This window comes from Stappia stellulata DSM 5886 (genome assembly GCF_000423705.1).
Taxonomy (GTDB): Bacteria; Pseudomonadota; Alphaproteobacteria; order Rhizobiales; family Stappiaceae; genus Stappia; species Stappia stellulata.
The window spans coordinates 238380-262125 of the sequence record NZ_AUIM01000010.1 but is presented as its reverse complement, the minus strand read 5'-3'; the positions used below and the strand labels follow the sequence as shown (position 1 = coordinate 262125).

The window sequence follows — 23746 nt, the reverse complement described above, 5'->3', positions numbered from 1 at the left end:
AAGAGACTGAGATCATGGCGACCGAAATCCGAGTGCCCACCCTTGGCGAGTCCGTTACCGAGGCCACCATCGCGCAGTGGTACAAGAAGCCCGGCGATGCCGTATCCGCCGATGAGCCGATCGTCGAGCTGGAAACCGACAAGGTGACGGTCGAAGTGCCCGCACCCGCATCCGGAACGCTGGGGGACCTGCTCGTCAAGGAAGGCGACACGGTGGAGGTCGGAACCCTTCTCGGCCAGATCGAGGAAGGCTCCGGCGCCGCTGAAAAGCCCGCGGCCGCCAAGCCCGCAGCAGCGAAATCCGAGACAAAGGCCGAGGAGCCGAAGCAGGCCGAAACGGGCGCGCAGGAGACGGTCGACGTCGTCGTGCCGGCCGCCGGCGAGAGTGTGACGGAAGCCGATGTCGGCGAATGGTTCGTCAAGGTCGGCGACGCCGTGAAGGCCGACGACATTCTCGTCGAACTGGAAACCGACAAGGCCGCCCAGGAAATTCCGGCGCCGGTCGCCGGCACCGTCGTGGAGATCGCTGCCGCCACCGGCGACACGGTCACCCCGAACCAGTTGCTGTTGAAGATCGCCACCGGCGAGGGGGCGGCTGCGGCTGCTCCTGCCGCCAAGGCCGCGGCCACGCCGGCTCCGGCCAAGACCTCCGGCACCGACATGCCGCCCGCGCCGTCCGCATCCAAGATGATGCAGGAAAAGAGTGTCTCCGCCGATCAGGTGTCGGGCAGCGGCAAGCGCGGCCAGGTCCTCAAGGGCGATGTGATCGCCGCCGTCGCGTCCGGCATGACCGGTCAGTCGGCGCAGCAGGCTTCCGCTCCGGCGCCGGCACGCGCCGCGCCGCCGGCTGAGGACGAGCCGCGCGAGGAGCGCGTGCGCATGACCAAGCTGCGCCAGACCATCGCGCGCCGCCTCAAGGATGCCCAGAACACGGCCGCCATGCTGACCACCTACAACGAGGTGGACATGGGCCCGGTCATGGAGCTGCGCAAGCAGTACAAGGATCTCTTCGAGAAGAAGCACGGCGTGAAACTCGGTTTCATGGGCTTCTTCACCAAGGCTGTCTGCCATGCGCTGAAGGACGTCCCGGCCGTCAACGCCGAGATCGACGGCACCGACGTGATCTACAAGAACTTCTGCCACATCGGCGTTGCCGTCGGCACCGACCGCGGTCTGGTCGTGCCGGTGGTGCGCGACGCGGACGAAATGTCGATCGCCGAGATCGAGAAGACCATCGCCGGTCTGGGCCGCAAGGCGCGGGACGGCAAGCTCGGCATGGCCGACATGCAGGGCGGCACCTTCACGATCTCCAACGGCGGCGTCTACGGCTCGCTGATGTCGTCGCCGATCCTGAACGCGCCGCAGTCCGGTATCCTCGGCATGCACAAGATCCAGGAGCGTCCGATGGTGGTGAACGGCGAGATCGTCGCCCGCCCGATGATGTATCTGGCGCTCAGCTACGATCACCGCATCGTCGACGGCAAGGAAGCCGTCACCTTCCTGGTGCGCGTCAAGGAAAGCCTGGAAGACATCCAACGCCTGGTGCTGGACCTTTAAGGGCCCGACGCCGGCGCGGAGTGGGAAGGTAACCCATGGGAACGGAGTTTCTCGTTGCAGCGCTGATTGTGGTGATGATCCCGGGGACCGGGGTCATCTACACGGTTGCGACAGGTCTCGCGCACGGACGCGGGGGCGCCGTCGCCGCAGCGGTCGGCTGTACGCTGGGGATCGTTCCGGCGCTCCTCGCGTCGGTCGCCGGGCTTGCGGCGCTGCTGCACGCGAGCGCTGTCGTGTTTCAGGTCCTGAAATATGCCGGCGCCGCCTATCTGCTCTATCTGGCGTGGCAGACCCTGCGCGATACGGGACCGCTGTCCCTCGGCAGCGCGGCCGCCGTACCGCCGGGCCGGCTCCGGATCGCGCGCACCGCGTGCCTGATCAACATCCTGAACCCGAAGCTCTCGGTGTTTTTTTTGGCGTTTATCCCCCAGTTCATCACACCGGGTGCCGGCTCCGCGACCCGGCAGATGGTCGAGATGGGGACCGCGTTCATGGCGATCACCTTCGCGGTTTTCTGCCTTTACGGACTGTTCGCCTCCGCGGTCGGGGCGCGGGTCCTGCGCAGTGCCCGCGCGATGGCCTGGATCCGGCGGACCGTCGCGGTCGCATTTGCAGGTTTCGGCCTGCGCCTCGCCCTCTCGGAGCGATAGGCCCGGCGGTGGAGCGGACACGAAAAAAAGCGGCACGCGGTGTTCCGCAGCACCCGCTTTTATCACGCAGAGCGATTGCGGAGCGCGAAGCCCCGATTGCGAAACACGATTTCCAGAAGCCGGCCGTGTGACGCCGGCGCGCTGCGAACAAAGAGGCGACTTGCAATGGCAGACTATGATCTTCTCGTCATCGGAACCGGTCCTGGCGGCTATGTGTGCGCCATCAAGGCGGCCCAGCTTGGCCTGAAGGTCGGCGTGGTGGAAAAACGCGCGACCCATGGCGGCACCTGCCTGAACATCGGCTGCATCCCGTCCAAGGCGCTGTTGCATACCTCGGAACTCTTCGAAGAGGCCGGTCACAGCTTCGAGGACTTCGGCATCAAGGTCGGCAAGCCCAAGCTCGATCTCAAGTCCATGATGGGCCACAAGCAGAAGACCATTGACGGCAACGTCGGCGGTATCGATTACCTGTTCAAGAAGAACAAGATAACCGCCCATCACGGCACCGGCCGCATCCTTTCTCCGGGTCGGGTCGAGGTAAAGGCAGACGACGATTCGACCACGATTCTCGAGGCCAAGTCGATCGTGATCGCGACCGGCTCCGACGTGGCCCCGCTGCCAGGCGTCGAGATCGACGAAAAGCAGGTCGTGTCCTCGACCGGTGCGCTTGAGCTCGACAAGGTGCCCGGTAAGCTCATCGTGGTTGGCGCCGGTGTCATCGGGCTGGAACTCGGATCCGTCTGGCGTCGCCTCGGATCGGAAGTCGTCGTCGTCGAATTCATGGACAAGATCCTCGGCCCGATGGATGCGGACGTGTCGCGCAATTTCCAGCGCATCCTGAAAAAGCAGGGCATGACCTTCCATCTGTCCTCCAAGGTCACCGCCGTGGAAAAGAAGGGCAAGCAGCTTGCCGTGACGGTGGAGCCGGCGGCGGGTGGCGAAGCCGCGGCCGAGACGCTGGAAGCCGATGTCGTGCTGGTCGCCATCGGTCGACGTCCGGTGACGGCGGGCCTTGGTCTGGAAGAGGCCGGCGTCGCGCTGGACGATCGCGGCCGCGTCAAGACGGACGCGCATTATCAGACGAATGTGCCGGGCATCTATGCAATCGGCGACGTGATCGCCGGTCCGATGCTGGCGCACAAGGCCGAGGACGAAGGTGTCGCACTTGCCGAGATCCTTGCCGGGCAGGCCGGCCATGTGAACTACGGTGTGATTCCGGGCGTGGTCTACACCAGCCCCGAAGTCGCCGATGTCGGCAAGACGGAAGAGCAGCTGAAGGCCGAAGGGATCGATTACAAGGTCGGCAAGTTCGCCTTCATGGCCAATGGCCGCGCCAAGGCGATGAACCACACCGAGGGCTTCGTGAAGGTTCTGGCCGACAAGGAAACCGACAAGGTTCTCGGCGTTCACATCATCGGTCACGGGGCGGGCGAGATGATCCACGAGGCCGCCGTCCTGATGGAGTTCGGTGGGTCCTCGGAGGATCTGGCGCGCACCTGCCATGCGCATCCGACCATGAGCGAGGCCGTCAAGGAAGCGGCGATGGCCGCCTTTGCCAAGCCGATCCACGCCTGAATTCTGTCGGCCGGGGGCCGGCAAGGCCGCGCGTTGAAAACACAAGACCCGCCTTTCATGCGAAAGGCGGGTCTTGTCGTTTGCTCGCGGTTGTCGCGAAGACGTTCAGTCCGTCGCCGCCTCCCCGTCCAGCGGAGGCGTCGGCGTGGCCTCGGCCTCGCCCGCTTTCACCAGATCGTCGCTCAGGTCGTTGGTGGCGATGGCATCCGTCGGCGGCGCTTCCACGCTTGCGACAGGCGACATCCCGGACTGCGCGCTCTTCATCCAGTTGCACTCCGCGATGGCGGGCGCGGTGGTGAAGGCGACAAGGGCGGCAACACTCGTCAATCCGGTCAGAATACGCATGGTGGTCTCCTCCGTTGGCGAGGCGCGGCGGCCGCCGCGCGCTTCTTGCGCCTTCCTTGTGATGGGTAATCCCTGGAAGACGCGACGTAAACAATAGCGCGGGGCGTGCCCCACGGCCAGCCGCGGGCCGTTGAAGGCCGACGGGCGTTATTCGCGCGACAGAATGGCCGCGTGAAAGGCATCGGGTTCCCGAGGATCGTGCGGATCGATGGTGACCAGCGCCTCGATCCGGTTGCCCATCAAGATGACCTGGATCTCCCGGGCGCCGAAAAACCCCGGAAAACGGGCGAAAAGCCGACCGTTCGAGGTGCGGTAAGCATCCGTCCAGCCCCATTTGCAATCACGCGGCGAACACTTCGTGAAGGCGCGCATGCGGGCGACGAGCTGTCCGTTCTCGCAGTGGCTCTCGACTTCGATGCGTTTGATCTGCTGCGTGCGGGCGGATGGATTGACCCAATGTCCGGCTTCGGCAACCCGGCAGGGATCCTGGGCGTGGGCACGCTCCGGCATCGCGCCTGCGCAAAACGCGAGGAAGAAAACCACCGCAGATGAGGCGCTGAAAAACGCGTTGCCGACCGTCATCCGCGGAGTCTGAGATTTTCCGGGGCCAACTGCAAGTGGAACCGTGTGCCCGGTCAGTGCGCGCCCGTCACTGGCGCGGCGTTCTGCCGCGCCCGCGCGGATGCGCCTTGTCGTAGCTGTCCAGCAGGCGGGCCGCATCCACTTCGGTGTAGATCTGGGTGGTCGACAGACTGGCATGCCCGAGCAGCTCCTGGATCGTGCGCAGGTCTCCGCCACCGGCCAGAAGATGGGTGGCGAAGGAATGGCGCAGCGCATGCGGCGTGGCGCTGTCGGGAAGCCCGAGGGCCCTGCGCATCCGTTCCATGGCGTATTGCACGATGCGCGGACTGAGCGGGCCGCCCCGCGCGCCGAAAAACAGCGGCCCGTCGGCATCGGGGACATAGGGGCAGCCGGCCAGATAGACCTCGATCGCCTCGCTTACCACCGGCAACAGCGGGACAATGCGCTCGCGCCCGCCCTTGCCCCGGATGAGCAGCGTTTGTGCCCCCTTGCGCGGGGCGGTGCGCCCGGTGAGCGACAGCGCCTCCGACAGCCGCAGTCCGCAGCCGTAGAGCAGGGTAAGCACGGCGGCGTTGCGTGCGGCGATCCACGGCTCCTCGTCCATGCCGCTGTCGGCATCGACCAGGGTCATCGCGTCGCCGGCGGAGACGGGCTTGGGCAGGGATCGCGGCTGGCGGGGAGCCCGCACTGCGGTGGCGGCGGCGGCGTTGATCTCGCCGCGCTGTTCCAGAAACCCGAGAAAAGAGCGCAGCCCCGAAAGGCCGCGCGCCAGCGACCGGCTTTCGGCACCCGCGCGGCGTCGCTCGGCGAGGAATCCCCGAAAATCGAGAGGCTTCAGATCCGACAGGTCGCAGATGGCGGGGGGCGCGCCCAGATGATTGGTGAGAAAGCGCAGGAACTGCCGCACATCGCGCTCATAGGCGATGAGGGTCTTGTCGGCCAGCCGCCGTTCGGAGCCGAGATGGTCGAGCCAGTCTTCCATCGCGGCATTGACGTCGGGCCGGGCCGATACGAGGAGCGAATCGCCGTCGGTCATGGCGTGAGGCTACCATGGCACGCGGACGGGGGTGGCAATCTCCGCCCCCGCCCGCAAGCGATGTCAGAGAATGCTCTGGCCGGTCTTCGCCCAATCGGCGAGGAACTGCTCCAGGCCCTTGTCGGTCAGCGGGTGCTTGACCAGACCCTTGAGCACGGCCGGCGGCACGGTGGCGACATCGGCGCCCACCATTGCGCATTCCTTGACGTGATTGGCCGTGCGGATCGAGGCGGCGAGGATCTCGGTCTCGAAGCCGTAGTTGTCATAGATGATGCGCATCTCGCGGATCAGGTCCATGCCGTCGATGTTGATGTCGTCGAGGCGGCCGATGAAGGGCGAGACGAAGGTCGCGCCGGCCTTGGCGGCGAGCAGTGCCTGGTTGGCCGAAAAGCACAGCGTGACATTGACCATGTGGCCTTCGCCGGTGAGCGTGCGGCAGGCCTTCAGCCCGTCGAGCGTCAGCGGCAGCTTGACCGCGATGTTGTCCGCGATGCCGGCGAGCGCCCGGCCTTCGGCGATCATCGCGTCGGCGTCGGTCGCCGTGACCTCGGCCGAGACGGGCCCCTCGACAAGATCGCAGATCTCGGTGATGACATCCTTCATCGGCCGGCCGGACTTGAGAATGAGCGAGGGGTTGGTGGTGACGCCGTCGAGCAGGCCGGTGGCCGCAAGGTCCTTGATGTCCCCGGTGTCGGCGGTGTCAACGAAGAATTTCATGGCGGTGCGTGCTCCCTGGCGGTTCGGACATGGGTCCGGAATTGATGCGGTCGTGCGTCTGCATACCTTAGGATAGCCTGCAACGACAGTCCCGATTCGCCCGCGCAACGCCCCTCGTGCCGCAGTCGCAGCCTGCAAGGACCCATGACCGATATCGCTTCCTCCCGAGCCGTCGCGAACGATCTGTTCGGCTCTGATTCGCCGGTGGTCGCGCGGGTGCTGCTGCCCGTGGCGATCGGCATGGCCTACAGCTACCGGGTGCCGCCGGGGATGACCGTGGCGCCCGGCGCGATCGTGCGCGTGCCGCTTGGCCCCCGCGAGGTGATCGGCGCCGTGTGGGACATCCTCGACGGTGAGGCCGCCGCCGAAATCCCGTCCGCCCGGCTCAGGGACATCCTCCATCACTACGACCGTGTTCCGCCGCTTGCCCCCGATCTGAGGGCGTTGGTGGACTGGGTCGCCAACTGGACCCTGGCCACCCCCGGCATGGTGTTGCGCATGGTGTTGCGCTCCCCGGAGGCGCTCGAGCCGGAGCCGCCGGTGGCGGGCGTGCGTCTTGCTGCGGGCGAGGCGCCGCCCGACAGGCTGACGCCGGCGCGAAAGCGCGTCCTGGAAACGCTGGCGGAGGGAATGGCCTGGTCGAAAAGCGGACTTTCGCATGCGGCAGGCGTCAGCCCGTCGGTGATCGACGGCCTTCTGGCGCATGGCACCCTGGAAGTGGTTTCCATGCCCGCCGCCCCGCCGGCGCCATGCCCGGATCCGGACTTCGGCCCGCCGGTGCTGACCGCTATGCAGGACAAGGCGGCCAGCGCGCTGATCGACAGCATCGGCAAGGGTTTCGGGACGTTTCTCCTCGACGGCGTCACCGGCTCGGGCAAGACCGAGGTCTATCTGGAGGCGGTCGCCGAGGTGCTGCGCCAGGGAGGGCAGGCGCTGGTGCTGATTCCCGAAATCGCGCTGACCAGCGCGTTCCTGGAGCGATTCGAGCGCCGCTTCGCCGTGCGCCCGGCAGAGTGGCATTCCGAGATCACGGCCAAGCAGCGCGCCCGCGTCTGGCGCGGGGTCGCGGACGGCGAGGTTCGGGTGGTCGTGGGGGCACGCTCCGCGCTTTTCCTGCCCTTTGCCGAACTCGGGCTGATCGTTGTCGACGAGGAACACGACGGCGCCTACAAGCAGGATGACCGCGTGCCCTACAATGCGCGCGACATGGCCGTGGTGCGCGGACATATTTCCCGCTTTCCCGTGGTTCTCGCCTCCGCGACGCCCTCGGTGGAAAGCCAGGTCAACGCCCTGTCGGGGCGCTACCGGAAGCTGGACCTGCCGGAGCGGGCGAGCGGCGCGCCCCTGCCGGAGATCGCGATCGTCGATCTGCGCATCGACAAGCCGGAGCGCGGGCAATGGCTGTCGCCGCCGCTGCGCACCGCCATTGCCAAGACGCTGGCCGGCGGCGGGCAGTCGCTCCTTTTCCTGAACCGGCGCGGCTATGCCCCGTTGACCCTGTGCCGATCCTGCGGCCACCGCTTCCAGTGTCCCAACTGCACCGCCTGGCTGGTGGAACACCGGTTTCGCAAGCAGCTGGCCTGTCATCACTGCGGACACGCCGAACCGACCCCCGACCACTGTCCGGCCTGCGGCGACACCCAGTCGCTGGTCGCCTGCGGCCCCGGTGTCGAGCGCATCGCGGAAGAGGCGGTGGAAACGTTTCCCGACGCGCGGGTGCTGGTGCTGTCGTCGGACATACAGGGCGGTGCCGACCGCCTGCGCCGCGAGATGCGGGTGATCGAGGAGGGGGGCGCCGATATCGTGGTCGGCACGCAGCTGGTCGCCAAGGGGCACAATTTTCCGCTGATGCGTCTGGTGGGGGTCGTCGACGCCGATCTCGGGCTGGCGAATGGCGATCCAAGGGCGGCGGAGCGGACCTATCAGCTTCTCGCCCAGGTGACGGGGCGCGCCGGGCGCATCGGCGGCGGCGGGCGCGGCTTTCTGCAGACCCACGCGCCGGACCATCCGGTGATCAAGGCGCTTGCCTCCGGCGATGGCGCCGCCTTTTACGAGGCGGAGATCGCGGCCAGACGGGCCGCCGGTCTTCCGCCGTTCGGACGGCTTGCCGGACTGATCGTCTCGGGCCCCGACAAGGCGGCGGCGCACGCCCATGCCCGCGCACTCGCCCGCGCCGCGCCGGTCGACCCGGGGCTGACGGTTCTCGGGCCGGCCGAAGCCGCGCTTGCCCTGGTGCGCGGCCGCCACCGGTTTCGTTTGCTCGTCATGGCATCGCGCGCCACGGACCTGCAGGGCCTGTTGCGCGCCTGGCTCGCCAAAGCCCCGAAAGCCCGCGGCGGACTGCGTGTTCAGGTCGACATCGATCCGCAAAGTTTCTGGTGATCGCGGCAATGTGGCTGCCTGCCGATCGTCTATTCGCCCTTTTTCCGGGCGGTTTGCTCCATTTGGGCTGTGTGGCTATGTTGCACCCTTCAAAGCCCTGTGGTAATCGGAGCGCGGCTTTGGGGAACGGGCCGGACCGGTGGTCCGCCAATTTCCCAAAATTTCAAGATTTTCCAACGCCTTGCAATCAGCCTAGCTGAGAGCTCCGGCCTAACCCGCCTCAGAGAGCACGGACCCTGTGACCGACAACGTATCTCTCATATCAGGTGTGGCTTCCCGTTACGCGACGGCGCTGCTCGACTTGTCAGAGGAGCAGGGCTCCGTGGCGGAGGTCGAGAAAGCCCTTGCCGGTTTCGAGAAGCTGCTTCAGGACAGCGACGATCTTCGTCGTCTCGTCTACAGCCCGGTGTTTTCCGCCGACGACCAGTTGAAGGCGCTCACCGCAGTTCTCGACAAGGCCGGCATGACCGGTCTGGCCGCGAGCTTCCTGAAACTGGCCGCCAAGAACCGCAGGCTCTTTGCGGTTCCGGGAATGATCGATGCCTTCCGTGCCGAAGTGGCGCGGCGCCGCGGCGAGGTTGCAGCGGACGTGGTGTCGGCGAATGCCCTGTCCGAGGCGCAGCTTTCCACGCTGAAAGAAGCGCTCAATGCTGCGACCGGAAAGGTCGTGACTATCTCCGCGAAGGTTGATCCTGCTCTGATCGGCGGCCTTGTCGTCAAGGTCGGCAGCCGCATGATCGACACTTCGCTCAAGACAAAACTCAATTCCCTCAAGTTCGCGATGAAAGAGGTCGGCTGATGGATATTCGGGCAGCGGAAATCTCCGCCATCCTCAAGGACCAGATCAAGAATTTCGGCCAGGAAGCCGAAGTTTCAGAGGTCGGTCAGGTGCTTTCCGTGGGTGATGGTATCGCTCGTGTCTATGGTCTCGACAATGTCCAGGCCGGCGAGATGGTCGAGTTCCCCGGCGGCATCAAGGGTATGGCGCTCAATCTGGAAACCGACAATGTCGGTGTGGTGCTCTTCGGTTCCGACCGCAGCATCTCGGAAGGCGATACGGTCAAGCGGACCGGCGCCATCGTCGAGGTTCCGGTCGGAAAGGGTCTGCTGGGTCGCGTCGTCGATCCGCTCGGCAACCCGCTCGACGGCAAGGGGCCGATCGAGTCGACCGAAATGCGCCGCGTCGACGTCAAGGCGCCCGGCATTCTGCCGCGCAAGGGCGTTCACGAGCCGATGTCGACCGGCCTCAAGGCCATCGATGCCCTGATCCCGGTCGGCCGTGGTCAGCGCGAGCTGGTCATCGGTGACCGTCAGACCGGCAAGACGGCGATCATTCTGGACACGTTCCTGAACCAGAAGCCGATGCATGCGACGGACAATGAGAGCGAGAAGCTCTATTGCATCTACGTTGCCGTCGGTCAGAAGCGTTCGACCGTTGCCCAGTTCGTCAAGCAGCTCGAGGAATCGGGCGCGCTGGAGTACTCGGTCATCGTCGCTGCGACGGCGTCCGATCCGGCGCCGCTCCAGTTCCTGGCGCCGTTCTCCGGCACCGCGATCGGCGAATTCTTCCGCGATAACTCGATGCACGCGGTGATCGGCTACGACGATCTGACCAAGCAGGCCGTGGCCTATCGCCAGATGTCGCTGCTGCTTCGTCGTCCGCCGGGACGTGAAGCCTTCCCGGGCGACGTGTTCTACCTCCATTCGCGTCTGCTCGAGCGCTCGGCCAAGCTGAACGAGGACAACGGCCTCGGTTCGCTCACCGCGCTCCCGGTCATCGAGACGCAGGGCAACGACGTGTCGGCGTTCATTCCGACCAACGTGATCTCGATCACCGACGGCCAGATCTTCCTCGAGACGGATCTGTTCTTCCAGGGCGTTCGCCCGGCGGTGAACGTCGGTCTGTCGGTGTCGCGTGTCGGCTCCTCGGCCCAGATCAAGGCGATGAAGCAGGTCGCCGGCAAGATCAAGGGCGAGCTGGCCCAGTACCGCGAGATGGCGGCCTTCGCCCAGTTCGGTTCGGATCTCGACGCAACGACCCAGCGCCTGCTGAACCGTGGCGCGCGTTTGACCGAGCTTTTGAAGCAGGGCCAGTTCCAGCCGCTGAAGACGCAGGAGCAGGTCGCCGTGATCTACGCCGGCGTCAACGGCTACCTGGACAAGGTCGCGGTCGACCGGGTCGGTGACTACGAGGAAGGGCTTCTGCTCAACCTGCGTGGCGAACATGCCGATCTCCTGGATGCGATCTGGGACAAGAAAGCCCTCGACGCTGACCTTGAGGGACGTCTCAAGGCGGCGATCGAAGCCTTTACCAAGAACTTCGCCTGACGCGTGTTTGACGGCATCCAGGACAAGGGGCGGCCATGCCGAGCCTGAAGGAACTAAGAAACCGGATCGCCTCCGTTAAGGCGACGCAGAAGATCACCAAGGCCATGCAGATGGTGGCCGCGGCGAAGCTGCGTCGCGCCCAGGAGGCTGCGGAAGCTGCGCGGCCCTATGCGGAACGCATGGAAGCCGTTCTGGCCAATCTTGCAACCGCCTTTGAGGGGCGCGACGACGCGCCGCTCCTGCTTGCGGGCAACGGCAAGGACGACGTCCATCTTCTGGTCGTCGCCACCGCCGAGCGCGGGCTGTGCGGCGGTTTCAACGCCTCGATCGCGAAACTGGCCCGCGAGCGGGCCAAGACGCTGCTTGCGGCCGGCAAGACGGTGAAGATCCTGTGTGTTGGCAAGAAGGGCTTCGACAGTCTGAAGCGTGATCTTGGCAAGCACATCGTCAAGACGATCGAGCTGCGTCACGTCAAGCGTGTGGCCTTCGAGAACGCCGACGAAATCGGAATTCTCGTTCGCCAGATGTTCGACGACGGCGAATTCGACGTCTGCACCTTGTTCTACTCCCGTTTCAGGTCGGTGATCAGTCAGGTGCCGACTGCGCAGCAGCTTATTCCGGCGACCTTCGAGAACGCGGAGGCCGAACTGCCGGAGGGCAACGAGGCCGTTTACGAGTACGAGCCCGACGAGGGCGAGATTCTCGCGGAACTTCTGCCGCGCAACATCTCCGTGCAGATCTTCCGGGGGCTGCTGGAGAACGCCGCTTCTGAACAGGGCGCGCGGATGAGTGCGATGGACAATGCGACACGCAATGCCGGTGAAATGATCGACAAGCTGACGCTGAGCTACAACCGTCAGCGTCAGGCTCAGATCACCAAGGAGCTGATCGAAATCATCTCGGGCGCCGAAGCGCTCTGACCGGATCTAGACGAGGATAGCAATATGGCTGACAAGACAGTCGGACGGATCAACCAGGTCATCGGTGCCGTCGTCGACGTGCAGTTCGACGATCACCTGCCCCCGATCTTGAACGCGCTGGAAACGGACAACAATGGCACCCGTCTGGTGCTTGAGGTCGCCCAGCACCTTGGTGAAAACACCGTCCGCACCATTGCGATGGATGCAACCGAAGGCCTCGTTCGCGGCCAGGAAGTGGTCGACACCAAGGAGCCGATCTCGGTTCCGGTCGGTGCCGGCACGCTCGGCCGCATCATGAACGTCATCGGCGAGCCGGTCGACGAGGCGGGCCCGATCGTTCACGAGGCCAAGCGCGGCATTCACCAGGAAGCCCCGAGCTTCACAGAGCAGTCCACCGAGGCTGAGATCCTCGTCACGGGCATCAAGGTCGTCGACCTGCTCGCGCCTTACTCCAAGGGCGGCAAGATCGGCCTGTTCGGCGGCGCCGGCGTCGGCAAGACCGTGCTCATCATGGAGCTCATCAACAACATCGCCAAGGCGCACGGTGGCTACTCCGTTTTCGCCGGTGTCGGCGAACGCACCCGCGAGGGCAACGATCTCTACTGGGAGATGATCGAGTCCAACGTGAACCGCGACCCCAAGGAGAACGACGGTTCCACCGAGGGTTCGAAGTGCGCGCTGGTCTACGGCCAGATGAACGAGCCTCCCGGAGCGCGTGCCCGCGTGGCGCTGACCGGCCTCACCGTTGCCGAGCATTTCCGCGACGAAGGCCAAGACGTGCTGTTCTTTGTCGACAACATCTTCCGCTTCACGCAGGCGGGTTCGGAAGTGTCGGCTCTGCTCGGCCGCATCCCCTCGGCCGTGGGTTACCAGCCGACGCTCGGCACCGACATGGGCGCGATGCAGGAACGCATCACCACGACCAACAAGGGCTCGATCACCTCGGTGCAGGCCGTCTACGTGCCGGCCGATGACTTGACCGATCCGGCACCGGCCTCGACCTTTGCCCACCTCGACGCGACGACGGTGCTCAACCGCTCGATCGCCGAGAAGGGCATCTACCCGGCCGTGGATCCGCTCGATTCGACCTCGCGTATCCTCGATCCGCGCATCATCGGCGACGAACACTACGAAACGGCTCGTGCCGTCCAGGAAACGCTGCAGCGTTACAAGGCGCTTCAGGACATCATCGCCATCCTGGGCATGGATGAGCTGTCGGAAGAGGACAAGCTGTCGGTGGCACGCGCCCGCAAGATCGAGCGTTTCCTGTCGCAGCCGTTCTTCGTGGCCGAGATCTTCACCGGTTCGCCGGGCAAGCTCGTTGCGCTGGAAGACACGATCAAGGGCTTCAAGGGTCTGGTGGAAGGTGAATACGACCACCTGCCCGAGGCTGCCTTCTACATGGTGGGTTCGATGGACGAAGCCATCGAGAAGGCCCAGAAGCTCGCTGCTGAAGCCGCGTAAGACAGTCAAGGACCGAGGCACGACATGGCCGAAGCATTCCAGTTCGAACTCGTCTCCCCGGAGCGGCTTCTTCTGTCGGAAGAGGCGACGCAGGTCGTGGTTCCCGGCAGCGAGGGTGAGTTCGGCGTCATGGCCGGACATGCTCCGATGATGTCGACGCTGCGCCCCGGGGTGCTCAGGGTCTCGCGTCCGTCCGCGTCCGAAGAAGCATTCTTCGTGCGCGGCGGTTTCGCCGAGGCCGGCCCCAAGGGGCTGACGGTTCTCGCGGAACTGGCGGTGCCGATGGCCGATCTCAAGGCCGACGACATTGCACGGCAGATCCGTGAGGCCGAGGAAGACGTTGCGGACGCGAGTGACGACGCATCGCGCATGCGCGCGCAGATCGCGCTCGATCATCTTCGCGAGATGGAGCAGGCTGTCGGCTCCAACTGACACGCCGACACGCAAATTGAAACATTGAAGCCCGGGGCGGAAACGCTCCGGGCTTTTTCATTGCCGCTTGATCGCATAAGTTTTCCCGTCAGACCACGGCGTTAGGATGACAACCATGAAGATGTGTCAGATCACTCGATGAACAGCCGGACGTTCGAAATGCTGCCGGGGTTCCGGATTTTGCCCGGATACTTCGACCGGGCGGCGCAGGAGCGCCTCCTCGACGAGATCCGCGCGGTGGTCTCTGCCGCGCCGCTGTTTCTTCCCCGCATGCCTGGAACCGGAAAGCCGTTTTCCGTCCGGATGTCGAATTGCGGCCCGTTGGGTTGGGTCGCAGATGCCGATGGCTATCGTTATCAACCGACCCACCCGGTCACGGGCGCCCCCTGGCCTCCGATCCCGGGCTTGCTGCGCGACGCCTGGCACGACCTGTGCCCGCAGGCACCCGATCCGCAAGCCTGCCTCGTCAACTATTACAGCGCGGAGGCCCGGCTGGGATTGCATCAGGACCGGGACGAGGAGACTTTCGACGCGCCGGTTCTGTCGGTTTCGCTCGGCGCCACCGCCGTGTTCCGGATCGGAGGGACCACCCGACGCGCGCCCACCCGCTCGCTCCGCCTCGGGTCGGGCGATGTCGTCGTGCTTGGCGGGGAGGCGCGGCTGGCATTTCACGGGATCGATCGCATCGTCAAGGGCACGTCGGAGCTTGTGACGGATGACGGGCGGATCAACCTGACGCTGCGCAGGGTCGGGCCCTAGCCGAATACCGCGATGGCGAGAAGGGCGGCGATCACCCAAAGGGCGAGGCGCCCGGAGCGGCTGTGGCGGGCTTCCGCCCGGCCGATTGCCTCGGCGGTCTCGGCGTCGAAGCGCAGGCCTTTCTCGGCCATCCGCTCCAGCTCACCCGACAGGCGTTGTGCGCGGTCCGCCATCAAGGGCAGGTCGGCGGCAAGGCGGCCGAGCGCGGTCAGGCCGCCGGCGGCGTCCTGCAGGCGGCCGGCCGGCCCGAGGTTGCGCTCGATCCAGCTGCGGATCACGGGTTCGGCGGTGCGCCACATGTCGAGATGCGGGTTGAGGGTTCGCGCCACGCCTTCGACCACGACCATGGTCTTTTGCAGCATGATCAGCTGGGGCTGGGTGCGCATGTTGAAGAGTTCGGTGACCTCCAGCAGCTGCGTCAGCAACCGGGCCATCGAGATTTCCGACGCGTCGTGGCCATGGATCGGTTCGCCGATGGCGCGGATCGCCTGGGCGAAGACGTCAACGTCCTGGTCGGAGGGCACATAGCCGGCCTCGAAGTGGACTTCCGCCACGCGGCGATAATCGCGGGTGATGAAGCCGAACAGGATCTCGGCGAGGAACCGGCGCTCCGTCTTGCCGAGACGTCCGGTGATGCCGAAGTCGACGGCCACCAGCGTTCCGTCGGGCTCAAGGAACAGGTTCCCCTGATGCATGTCGGCATGGAAAAAGCCGTCGCGCACGGCATGGCGCAGAAAGGACTGGATGATGTTGGCGCCGACCGCCTGCAGGTCGTGGCCGTCGGCGGCAAGTCCGTCGACATCGGAGAGCTTGCGCCCGGAAATCCACTCCATCGTCAGCACGCATTTGGCGGTGCGCGGCCAGTCGACGAGCGGAACCCGGAAGCCCGGATCATCCGCGGTGTTCTCGCCCATCTCCGAAAGTCCGGCCGCCTCGAGCCGGAAGTCCATCTCCAGCTCGACGGAGCGTGCCAGCGTGTCGACGATGGCAAGAGGACGGAGCCGGCGTGAAGGCGGGTGGAAGCGTTCCATCAGCCGGGCGATCAGATAGAAGCTGCGCAGGTCGCGGCGGAAGCGTTCGGCAACGCCGGGGCGCAAGACCTTTACGGCCACGTCGCGCAGATGGCCGTCGCGATCGCGAACCTGCGCCGGATGCACCTGGGCGATGGAGGCGGCGGCGACCGGCAGTCCGAATGTCTCGAACAGCGATTCGACCGGCTTGCCGAGCTGTTCCTCGACCACCTTGCGTGCGGCATCCATGGGAAATGGCGGGATCTGGTCCTGGAGCGCCGTGAGATCGCTTGCCATGTCGCGCCCGACGACATCGGGTCGGGTGGCAAGAAACTGGCCGAGCTTCACATAGGAGGGCCCGAGCCGGGTCAGTGCATCGGACAGGCGCTTGTCTGCTGCCTTGTCGCGTGCCGAGCGGCGCTCCAGCAGGCGCACCAGCCTGAGGGCGTAGCGTTGCGCCGACGGCAGGTCGGGGAGGTCGACGATACCGAACACGCCCTCGCGGGCCATCACGTAGCCGGCACGGGCAAGCCGGAAGAGTGCGATCACGGCCATTGGCGCTTCAAACCACCCAGCCGGAATGCAGGCAGGCGATGCCGCCCGAGTAATTGCGGTAGGTTACCCGCGAGAAGCCCGCATCGCGGATCATCTGGGCGAAACGCTCCTGATGGGGGAACTTGCGGATCGATTCCACCAGGTAGCGATAGGGTTCGCCGTCGCCGGTGACCATGCGGCCCATGGCCGGGATCGCGTTGAAGGAAAAAGCGTCATAGACCTTGTCGAGAGCGGGAACGTCGACCTGGCTGAATTCAAGGCACAGGAACCGGCCGCCGCGCTTCAGAACGCGCCTGGCCTCGCGCAGCGCCTTGGCGATATCCGGTACATTGCGAATGCCGAAGGCAATCGTATAGGCGTCGAAGCTGCGGTCGGGGAAAGGGAGGTCCTCGGCATTTCCCTCGACAAAACGCATGACATCGCCAAGTCCGGCTTTTTGAGCCCTTTCGCGGCCCACGGAGAGCATCGAGCCATTGATGTCGCAGACAACGGCCCGTGTTCCCGCGCCGCCCTGGCGCACGATCCGGGTTGCGATATCGCCCGTTCCGCCGGCGACGTCGAGCACCGAATAGGCGCGTCGGTCGCTCTTGGGAGGCGCCAGCGTGGCCACCGTCGCGTCCTTCCAGAGCCGGTGCAACCCGCCGGACATCAGATCGTTCATGACGTCGTAGCGGGTGGCGACGTGGTGGAAGACATCGTTGACCAGCGGCTGTTTCGCGCCGCTTTCCACTGTGCGGAAACCGAAGCTGGTCGCCATTTCGGGCCCTTGCGCGCGCGCGTCATTTCCGTTCGTGCTGCCCGGCATCACCTGTCTCCCGCCTGTCGTCCGGCTGCCCGGATTCCAACCGGTGCCGCCTCTTCCGGTTGCCTTACAGCATTTTCTCCAAGAGGTCACGACCGCCTTGCGCCGGGCGCAGCGCCTGCGTCGATCCGCCCCCGCGCCCCGCTTCCATGTCTTGGCGTTGACGCGGTTCGCCACTTCTATATGCAGGCGAAGTGAAAACGCGGCCGGACATCCGGTCGGCGTGCGATGCCTGTCCCTCAAGAGAGACCATGTCATGCCCGAGTTGCCTGAGGTCGAAACGGTCCGTCGCGGATTGCAGCCGGTGATGGAGGGCGCGCGGATCGAGGCGGTCGCGCTGGCGCGCGCGGACCTGCGGTTTCCTTTCCCGCCCGGGTTCGCCGACAGGATCGCGGGGCGGCAGGTGGTTTCACTCGGCCGTCGCGCGAAATATCTGCTGGTTGATCTCGACGACGGCGAGGCGGTCGTGATGCATCTGGGCATGTCGGGGGCATTTCGGATCGAAGACCCCGAGCCGCCGCGCGGGGAGGCCGCGTTTCGCACGCCGGGGGCTTTCCATTATCCGCGCTCCGAAGAGCGCAAGCACGATCATGTGGTGTTCCGTCTGCGCTGTGCAAACGGTCGCGCGATGCGCATTGTCTACAATGACCCGCGCCGCTTCGGATTCATGACCCTGGTGCGGCGCGCGGACATGGATGCCCATCCCTATTTTTGCAAGCTGGGGATCGAGCCGACAGGCAATGAGCTCGACGGGGCTTATCTTGCGCGCGTGCTTGCCGGAAAGGCAACCTCGCTCAAGGCTGCGCTGCTCGACCAGCGCATCATTGCGGGGCTCGGCAACATCTATGTCTGCGAGGCGCTCCACGATGCCGGGCTTTCGCCGCTTCGCGCGGCCGGGACGCTGACGGGAAAAAGCGGGCGGGCGGGCGCGAAGGTCAACCGGCTCGCGACGGCGATCCGTGCCGTGATCGATGCCGCCATCGCGGCGGGTGGATCGACGCTGCGCGATCACCGTCAGGCGGACGGCGAGCTTGGCTACTTCCAGCACACCTTCAAGGTCTACGGTCGCGAAGGCGAACGGTGCCGGACGGAGGGCTGTAACGGGACCGTTGTGCGCGCCGTCCAGTCGGGCCGTTCGAGTTTTCATTGCCCGCGCTGTCAGACATAGACCCGCGCCAACGCCGGCCTTGCCGGCAACGGCACCCGCATCTCCCGGTGCGGTTGCGGCGGGTGCGGCCATCGGCTACCCCTTCGGTGTTGGGAGCGGCGTTGAGGGTCGATGCCGCGCGGACTGCCGGAGGTTTCATGGGATACGAAAACATTCAGGTCGAGAAGCGGGGCCGCGTGGCCTTGGTCACGCTCAACCGCCCGAAGGCGCTGAACGCGCTGAACTCGGCGCTGATCGCGGAGTTGAACGAGGCGCTTGCCCAGTTTCAGGGCGACGACAAGATCGGATGCGTTGTCCTTACGGGCTCGGAAAAGGCCTTTGCCGCCGGCGCCGACATCAAGGAGATGAGTTCACTCTCCTATGTCGAGGCCTACAAGGGCGACTTCATCACCTCCTGGGATGAGGTCTCGCGGTTCCGCAAGCCGATCATCGCGGCGGTCGCCGGCTACGCGCTTGGCGGCGGTTGCGAACTGGCGATGATGTGCGATTTCATTCTTGCGGCGGATACCGCGAAGTTCGGTCAGCCGGAGATCACCCTGGGCGTCATGCCCGGCGCCGGTGGCACCCAGCGCCTCACCCGCTTCGTCGGCAAGTCGAAGGCGATGGAGATGTGTCTCACCGGCCGCATGATGGATGCGGCGGAGGCGGAGAGCTCGGGTCTCGTCAGTCGCGTCGTTCCCGCCGACGAGCTGGTCGACGAGGCCATGCGCGTGGCGGAGAAGATTGCCGACTTCTCGCTGCCGATCACGATGATGACCAAGGAGAGCGTGAACCGCTCCTATGAGAGCACCCTGGCGGAGGGCGTACGCTTCGAGCGCAGGGTCTTCCACTCGATGTTCGCGACCGAGGATCAAAGCGAAGGCATGTCCGCCTTCGTCGAAAAACGCGCACCGCAATTCAAGAACCAGTAGCGGTTCGGGCGGAAACCGGCCGGCGCCGCGACTTTCACGTTGACGCGCGCCGGGTGGGCCACTATAAGCCAGTTCGACCGGTGGCGGAGTGTTTCGCCGCCGCTTTCGTTTGACCGGGGTGACATCTGGCGCCTCGATCGTGACGAGCCAGAATGTTCACGTAACGCATCAGGACACACCATGGCCAACACCCCTTCGGCCAAGAAGGCGGCACGCAAGATCCAGCGCCGCACGGCCATCAACAAGGCCCGCCGTACCAGGGTGCGCTCGCACCTTCGCAAGGTCGAGGAGGCGATTGCTTCCGGTGACCAGTCGGCGGCCAACGACGCGCTCAAGGCTGCCCAGCCGGAACTCATGCGGGCGGTAACCAAGGGCGTCTTTCACAGCAATATGGCAGCCCGGAAGATTTCCAGGCTGAATTCGCGGATCAAATCGATCGGCGCCTGAATTTTTGCTGCGATACGAGATTTTGAACCCGGCCTTTTGGTCGGGTTTTTCTTTTGCCGGCACACTCTTTCCCGCTTGCTATCCGTCTAAATACACGGACCGAATCGCGCGCTTCCGATGCCGGCGCCCATGGCAAAGAAACCTTCGCAACTCCAAGCCGTTAGGTGGATGTAGGCTGGCTGTGCCGGTCCGCTCGCGGGTTTGGGGTCTGTCAAGAATGAAGTCTGTAAATTTTTTTTCGTGCACAGCAAAATGGGATTTCAGGTGGCTGCGAACGCCAAAATGCATTGAGTCCAAACGCCTTCCAAATCGATGTGACGGGGATGGATGCGCGCGAGACCGGGCAGGGGCCGCACTGCGTTAACGAAATGCTCCGCGTCGCTGTTGCGAGCCCGAATTCGGCTGTGTATGGTCACTTCATCGGGCTGTCGCCCGGGTAAATCGAAACAACAAATCGGAAGAGGGCCTCTGGAAGGGCGATGATATATTTTGGTCAAAAATATTCATTGAGTGGTTCCTGTAACGCCTTCCAGTCCGGTCGAAAGCTTGTCTGGAGGTCATGGCCTCGGCCACTTGTGACCTTCGAGTAAACAGCTTTCTAATCCAAAAAAGATGACATGACGGCCGCCAAATGTATTTGGCGGATCGGGATCCTGTTGTCTGATTACATCAGCGATGCGCCGGGTAGGCGTGCAGCACACGACGGGTGTAAACGCCCGCATCATCGGGCCCGCACTGCGGGTGTCGCAATCGGGAAACACATGGGACGTGCCGTGCGGCAGGTTCCGCGGGCTCGAAGCGAAAACAAAAATGAGGGGCTTGACGATGAACGCGCAATGGACTTTCTGTGCCGCTCCGAAATCGGCGAAAGCGGTCAGGCGCGATCCCTAGCTAGCCCCGGCTGAGCCGACCGGTCGGACACTCCCGTCCGCCGGGTAAAACTGGATCATTCAACCCACGTGCGGCCCGACGGGTCAGGGTTTTGCGACGATGCATCGTGCATCCGTCTCGCACCCAGACGTCGACCGGCCGCGCATCAAGAAACGCCAACGGATGCGGCTTCGCCGCTCCGGATGTGCTCTGTGCGCCAGCGCCAGGGCCCGTCAGGCAAAAAACGATGAAAAAACAAAGGACAGCGGGATCTGCGGCGGCGGACACTCTCGTTGGACAAGGAGGCGATCACGATGAACTTGCAGGAGATGCCGGCGTCTGAACTTGGCGGTGCGGAGCACTGGGTTCGCGTCAAGAAACGGCTGCGTGCGGAGCTGGGCGAGGATGTGTTCACCAGCTGGTTTGCACGTGTCGATCTTGAGGATCACGCGAACGGCACGGTGCGCCTGTCGGTCCCGACCCGTTTCCTGAAGCAGTGGATCCAGTCCCATTACCGCGACCGCCTGATCGGCCTTTGGCAGCGTGAGTGCGAGGACGTTCATCGCATCGAGCTTACCGTCCGCGGCGCCGTGCGAGCCCGGCCGACACCTCAGGCCGCGCTTGGCGGGACCGTGCGCTCTTCGCAAACGCTCAAGGCTGCCGACAAGCCGCGCCTGGAGGCGGTGGCCGGATCCGATGTCGCGCGAGCCGGGGCGGCCGTGTCGCCGAGCGGTGGCGCATCGGTGCCGGACGGCCTTGAGGGGGCGGCGCTCGACCCGAAGTACACTTTCGAGTCCTATGTCGAGGGTGAGTCCAACGCCCTTGCCCTTGCAGCTGCACGCCAGATCGCGACGGCAAGCGCGGTCACCTTCAATCCCCTGTACGTTCATGCCTCCGTCGGACTGGGCAAGACCCATCTCATGCAGGCGGTCGCAAGTGCTGCCCGGGCGTCGGGCAAGCGGGTGCTTTATCTGACGGCGGAGCATTTCATGTACCGCTTCGTCGCGGCGCTGAAGGCGCAGTCGGCACTTGCCTTCAAGGACACGCTGCGCACGATCGACCTGCTCCTGATCGACGACATGCAATTTCTGCACGGCAAGCAGGTTCAGCAGGAGTTCTGCCACACGCTCAACGCGCTGATCGACAGCGCGCGCCAGGTCGTCGTCGCCGCCGACCGTCCGCCCTCGGATCTCGAGACCCTGGACGACCGGATGCGTTCGCGTCTGGCCGGCGGTCTTGTCGCGGCGATTTCCGAGCCGGACTACGGCCTGCGCCGCGCGATCCTGACCGGTCGCGTCGACACGGTGCGCCGCGCGCACCCGGGCTTTGCAATTCCCGAAAGCGTGCTGGACTATGTCGCACGCAATGTCGGTACCTCCGGCCGCGACCTTGAGGGCGCGCTCAACCGGCTGATCGCCCACAACCAGCTGACCAATCAGCCGGTGACCCAGGAAATGGCCGAGGCGACCCTGCGCGATCTGGTCCGCAACACCGAGCCGCGCCGGGTGAAGATCGAGGACATCCAGCGCGTGGTCTCGAAACACTACAGCGTGTCGAAGGCGGACCTTCTGTCGGCGCGACGCACGCGCACCATCGTGCGCCCGCGTCAGATCGCGATGTATCTGGCCAAGATGATGACCCCGCGTTCCTTGCCCGAGATCGGTCGCCGCTTTGGCAATCGCGATCACACCACGGTGCTTCACGCCGTTCGAAAGATCGAGGACCTGAGCCGCAATGATAGCACGCTGGCCCAGGAAATCGACCTGCTGAAGCGCATGCTGGACGCCTGAATACGGGTGAGCTCCGGCACGGGGCGGCTGCCGCCTCGTCTGTGCCTGGCCGCTTGCCGGCGCCGAATCCGGCGCTGGTGGCACCCGCCGGTCCCGGTTGATGGCGCTGTGACCCGACACGACCGCCGCTTCCCCGGGAGCGGCGGTTTTCTGCGGATAATGGCCGAAACAGCGCCGTTCCCCTCTTGCTTTTTACGACGCGAAGGGCCAGTGTCGACGCCCATTTCGCCGTCGCGGCTCACCCTTGCGGACGCGGCCTCCCGGTGCCAACGCATTTGACAACGGACGACACAATGAAAGTGACGCTTGAGCGGACGGATCTCCTGAAGTCCCTGACCCATGTCCACCGTGTCGTCGAACGCCGGAACACCATACCGATCCTCTCCAATGTGCTGTTGCGCTGCGAGGCGGGTGAGCTGGCGTTGAAGGCGACCGATCTCGATCTTGAAATCTCCGAGCGCATTGCCGCTCATGTGGAGCAGCCGGGGGCGACGACCGTGCCCGCGCACATGATCTACGACATCGTGCGCAAGCTCCCGGAAGGCGCGCAGGTGGCGCTTGAAACCTCCGGTGACAATGCGACGCTGGAAATTCGTGCCGGACGCTCGCGCTTTGCGCTTCAGATGCTCCCGGAATCCGACTTTCCCGACATCACGGCCGGCGACTTCACGCATTCCTTCACGCTGACCGCGCGAGACATGCGCACGGTGCTCGATGCCACGCAGTTCGCGATTTCCACCGAAGAGACGCGTTACTATCTCAATGGCATCTACATGCATGCCGTCGCGGGGGAGGCGGGCGAGCGCTTCCGCGGGGTCGCGACCGATGGGCACCGCCTGGCGCGGGCCGAGATCCCGGCGCCGTCGGGTGCCTCCGGGATGCCGGGCATCATCGTGCCGCGCAAAACCGTCGGCGAGATGCAGAAGCTGCTGGAAAATCCGGATGCCGAGGCGCTGATCGAGATCTCCGAGACCAAGATCCGCATCACCACGGCCAACGTCGTCCTGACGTCGAAGCTGATCGACGGCACTTTCCCGGATTACGGGCGCGTCATTCCGCAGAACAACGACAAGGAAATGCTGGTCGATCGCGACGAGTTCAAGGCGGCGGTCGATCGTGTCTCGACGATTTCGTCGGAGCGCGGGCGTGCGGTGAAGCTGGCGATTTCGGAAGGACGAATGGTGCTGACGGTGGTCAATCCGGACTCCGGGTCGGCGACCGAGGAGCTGGCGGTCGACTATGAGTCCGATCCGCTGGAGATCGGCTTCAATTCGCGTTATCTGCTCGAGATTGCCGGTCAGTTGCGCGGCGATACGGCCTCGTTCCGCTTTGCCGATTCCGGTGCGCCGACCCTGATCCAGGACAAGGGCGTGGAAGATGCGCTTTATGTCCTGATGCCGATGCGGGTCTGACGGACGTCCGGGCCCGCCGTTCGCGAAATCGGAGA

The 23746-nt window shown here is 64.9% G+C and carries 21 protein-coding genes; 15 read left to right on the top strand and 6 right to left on the bottom strand.

Annotated features, from left to right (window positions below; translation table 11 throughout):
* The first annotated feature begins 14 nt into the window (after positions 1-14).
* The 3 genes from odhB to lpdA all read left to right on the top strand — a co-directional run bounded on the left by odhB (position 15) and on the right by lpdA (position 3781).
* Positions 15-1556, top strand: a complete 1542-nt coding sequence (gene odhB / locus G572_RS0106405; protein ID WP_029057762.1) for a 2-oxoglutarate dehydrogenase complex dihydrolipoyllysine-residue succinyltransferase — start codon at positions 15-17, stop codon at positions 1554-1556.
* Between the two features lie 35 nt (positions 1557-1591).
* The gene (locus G572_RS0106400) at positions 1592-2206 is read left to right on the top strand and encodes a LysE family translocator (protein WP_029057761.1); all 615 of its coding nucleotides are present in this window, start codon (positions 1592-1594) and stop codon (positions 2204-2206) included.
* 165 nt (positions 2207-2371) lie between these two features.
* Positions 2372-3781 carry a dihydrolipoyl dehydrogenase gene (lpdA, locus tag G572_RS0106395; protein ID WP_029057760.1) on the top strand — a complete coding sequence of 470 codons (1410 nt, stop codon included), beginning with the start codon at positions 2372-2374 and terminating at the stop codon, positions 3779-3781.
* A 105-nt stretch (positions 3782-3886) separates the two neighbouring features.
* Here the strand turns inward: lpdA and G572_RS0106390 are convergent, their stop codons facing one another.
* From G572_RS0106390 to fsa, 4 genes are all read right to left on the bottom strand, one after another.
* Complete coding sequence (locus G572_RS0106390; protein ID WP_029057759.1) at positions 3887-4126, bottom strand: hypothetical protein; 240 nt, start codon at positions 4124-4126, stop codon at positions 3887-3889.
* Between the two features lie 147 nt (positions 4127-4273).
* Positions 4274-4708 (bottom strand): hypothetical protein, encoded by a 435-nt coding sequence (locus G572_RS25375; RefSeq protein ID WP_051241766.1) that lies wholly within the window; start codon positions 4706-4708, stop codon positions 4274-4276.
* Between the two features lie 67 nt (positions 4709-4775).
* Positions 4776-5744, bottom strand: coding sequence for a tyrosine recombinase XerC (locus G572_RS0106380; RefSeq protein ID WP_029057757.1), 969 nt, complete (start codon positions 5742-5744; stop codon positions 4776-4778).
* 63 nt (positions 5745-5807) lie between these two features.
* Positions 5808-6461: a fructose-6-phosphate aldolase gene (gene fsa, locus G572_RS0106375; protein WP_029057756.1), complete on the bottom strand. Its 654-nt coding sequence runs from the start codon at positions 6459-6461 to the stop codon at positions 5808-5810.
* Between the two features lie 144 nt (positions 6462-6605).
* Here fsa and G572_RS0106370 point away from each other — a divergent pair, with 144 nt between their 5' ends.
* The 7 genes from G572_RS0106370 (at position 6606) to G572_RS0106340 (ending at position 14746) form a co-directional block, all read left to right on the top strand.
* On the top strand, positions 6606-8843 hold the full coding sequence (locus tag G572_RS0106370; protein WP_084649919.1) for a primosomal protein N': 2238 nt from the start codon (positions 6606-6608) through the stop codon (positions 8841-8843).
* Between the two features lie 238 nt (positions 8844-9081).
* Positions 9082-9642 carry a F0F1 ATP synthase subunit delta gene (locus G572_RS0106365; RefSeq protein ID WP_029057754.1) on the top strand — a complete coding sequence of 187 codons (561 nt, stop codon included), beginning with the start codon at positions 9082-9084 and terminating at the stop codon, positions 9640-9642.
* Entirely contained in the window at positions 9642-11171 is a 1530-nt protein-coding gene (gene atpA / locus G572_RS0106360; protein WP_029057753.1) for a F0F1 ATP synthase subunit alpha, read from the top strand. The genes G572_RS0106365 and atpA overlap by 1 nt, the downstream gene beginning before the upstream one ends.
* Before the next feature lie 35 nt (positions 11172-11206).
* A complete protein-coding gene (locus G572_RS0106355) occupies positions 11207-12091 on the top strand; it encodes a F0F1 ATP synthase subunit gamma (RefSeq protein WP_029057752.1) in 885 nt (294 codons plus the stop codon).
* Between the two features lie 24 nt (positions 12092-12115).
* Entirely contained in the window at positions 12116-13555 is a 1440-nt protein-coding gene (gene atpD, locus G572_RS0106350) for a F0F1 ATP synthase subunit beta (protein WP_029057751.1), read from the top strand.
* A 24-nt stretch (positions 13556-13579) separates the two neighbouring features.
* Positions 13580-13987: a F0F1 ATP synthase subunit epsilon gene (locus G572_RS0106345; RefSeq protein ID WP_029057750.1), complete on the top strand. Its 408-nt coding sequence runs from the start codon at positions 13580-13582 to the stop codon at positions 13985-13987.
* Positions 13988-14125: 138 nt separating this feature from the next.
* Positions 14126-14746 (top strand): alpha-ketoglutarate-dependent dioxygenase AlkB family protein, encoded by a 621-nt coding sequence (locus tag G572_RS0106340; protein WP_029057749.1) that lies wholly within the window; start codon positions 14126-14128, stop codon positions 14744-14746.
* Here the strand turns inward: G572_RS0106340 and ubiB are convergent.
* A complete protein-coding gene (ubiB, locus tag G572_RS0106335) occupies positions 14743-16311 on the bottom strand; it encodes a 2-polyprenylphenol 6-hydroxylase (protein ID WP_029057748.1) in 1569 nt (522 codons plus the stop codon). The two genes, G572_RS0106340 and ubiB, sit on opposite strands and share 4 nt — an antisense overlap.
* A 7-nt stretch (positions 16312-16318) precedes the next feature.
* Entirely contained in the window at positions 16319-17116 is a 798-nt protein-coding gene (gene ubiE, locus G572_RS0106330) for a bifunctional demethylmenaquinone methyltransferase/2-methoxy-6-polyprenyl-1,4-benzoquinol methylase UbiE (protein WP_029057747.1), read from the bottom strand.
* Positions 17117-17369: 253 nt separating this feature from the next.
* Here ubiE and mutM point away from each other — a divergent pair, with 253 nt between their 5' ends.
* The 5 genes from mutM (at position 17370) to dnaN (ending at position 23711) form a co-directional block, all read left to right on the top strand.
* Positions 17370-18281, top strand: coding sequence for a bifunctional DNA-formamidopyrimidine glycosylase/DNA-(apurinic or apyrimidinic site) lyase (mutM, locus tag G572_RS0106325; RefSeq protein ID WP_029057746.1), 912 nt, complete (start codon positions 17370-17372; stop codon positions 18279-18281).
* 137 nt (positions 18282-18418) lie between these two features.
* A complete protein-coding gene (locus tag G572_RS0106320) occupies positions 18419-19192 on the top strand; it encodes an enoyl-CoA hydratase (RefSeq protein ID WP_029057745.1) in 774 nt (257 codons plus the stop codon).
* 180 nt (positions 19193-19372) lie between these two features.
* A complete protein-coding gene (gene rpsT / locus G572_RS0106315) occupies positions 19373-19639 on the top strand; it encodes a 30S ribosomal protein S20 (RefSeq protein WP_029057744.1) in 267 nt (88 codons plus the stop codon).
* A gap of 1184 nt (positions 19640-20823) precedes the next feature.
* Positions 20824-22299: a chromosomal replication initiator protein DnaA gene (dnaA, locus tag G572_RS0106310; protein ID WP_037546142.1), complete on the top strand. Its 1476-nt coding sequence runs from the start codon at positions 20824-20826 to the stop codon at positions 22297-22299.
* A 293-nt stretch (positions 22300-22592) separates the two neighbouring features.
* Positions 22593-23711, top strand: coding sequence for a DNA polymerase III subunit beta (gene dnaN / locus G572_RS0106305; RefSeq protein ID WP_029057742.1), 1119 nt, complete (start codon positions 22593-22595; stop codon positions 23709-23711).
* Positions 23712-23746: the final 35 nt, after the last annotated feature.

What these genes read in the sequence shown, in the direction of transcription:
- odhB (WP_029057762.1), top strand. Translation starts at nt 15, where the DNA reads ATGGCGACCGAAATCCGAGTGCCCACCCTTGGCGAGTCCGTTACCGAG.
- G572_RS0106400 (WP_029057761.1), top strand. Translation starts at nt 1,592, where the DNA reads ATGGGAACGGAGTTTCTCGTTGCAGCGCTGATTGTGGTGATGATCCCG.
- lpdA (WP_029057760.1), top strand. Translation starts at nt 2,372, where the DNA reads ATGGCAGACTATGATCTTCTCGTCATCGGAACCGGTCCTGGCGGCTAT.
- G572_RS0106390 (WP_029057759.1), bottom strand. Translation starts at nt 4,126, where the DNA reads ATGCGTATTCTGACCGGATTGACGAGTGTTGCCGCCCTTGTCGCCTTC.
- G572_RS25375 (WP_051241766.1), bottom strand. Translation starts at nt 4,708, where the DNA reads ATGACGGTCGGCAACGCGTTTTTCAGCGCCTCATCTGCGGTGGTTTTC.
- G572_RS0106380 (WP_029057757.1), bottom strand. Translation starts at nt 5,744, where the DNA reads ATGACCGACGGCGATTCGCTCCTCGTATCGGCCCGGCCCGACGTCAAT.
- fsa (WP_029057756.1), bottom strand. Translation starts at nt 6,461, where the DNA reads ATGAAATTCTTCGTTGACACCGCCGACACCGGGGACATCAAGGACCTT.
- G572_RS0106370 (WP_084649919.1), top strand. Translation starts at nt 6,606, where the DNA reads ATGACCGATATCGCTTCCTCCCGAGCCGTCGCGAACGATCTGTTCGGC.
- atpA (WP_029057753.1), top strand. Translation starts at nt 9,642, where the DNA reads ATGGATATTCGGGCAGCGGAAATCTCCGCCATCCTCAAGGACCAGATC.
- G572_RS0106355 (WP_029057752.1), top strand. Translation starts at nt 11,207, where the DNA reads ATGCCGAGCCTGAAGGAACTAAGAAACCGGATCGCCTCCGTTAAGGCG.
- atpD (WP_029057751.1), top strand. Translation starts at nt 12,116, where the DNA reads ATGGCTGACAAGACAGTCGGACGGATCAACCAGGTCATCGGTGCCGTC.
- G572_RS0106345 (WP_029057750.1), top strand. Translation starts at nt 13,580, where the DNA reads ATGGCCGAAGCATTCCAGTTCGAACTCGTCTCCCCGGAGCGGCTTCTT.
- G572_RS0106340 (WP_029057749.1), top strand. Translation starts at nt 14,126, where the DNA reads ATGAACAGCCGGACGTTCGAAATGCTGCCGGGGTTCCGGATTTTGCCC.
- ubiB (WP_029057748.1), bottom strand. Translation starts at nt 16,311, where the DNA reads ATGGCCGTGATCGCACTCTTCCGGCTTGCCCGTGCCGGCTACGTGATG.
- ubiE (WP_029057747.1), bottom strand. Translation starts at nt 17,116, where the DNA reads ATGCCGGGCAGCACGAACGGAAATGACGCGCGCGCGCAAGGGCCCGAA.
- mutM (WP_029057746.1), top strand. Translation starts at nt 17,370, where the DNA reads ATGCCCGAGTTGCCTGAGGTCGAAACGGTCCGTCGCGGATTGCAGCCG.
- G572_RS0106320 (WP_029057745.1), top strand. Translation starts at nt 18,419, where the DNA reads ATGGGATACGAAAACATTCAGGTCGAGAAGCGGGGCCGCGTGGCCTTG.
- rpsT (WP_029057744.1), top strand. Translation starts at nt 19,373, where the DNA reads ATGGCCAACACCCCTTCGGCCAAGAAGGCGGCACGCAAGATCCAGCGC.
- dnaA (WP_037546142.1), top strand. Translation starts at nt 20,824, where the DNA reads ATGAACTTGCAGGAGATGCCGGCGTCTGAACTTGGCGGTGCGGAGCAC.
- dnaN (WP_029057742.1), top strand. Translation starts at nt 22,593, where the DNA reads ATGAAAGTGACGCTTGAGCGGACGGATCTCCTGAAGTCCCTGACCCAT.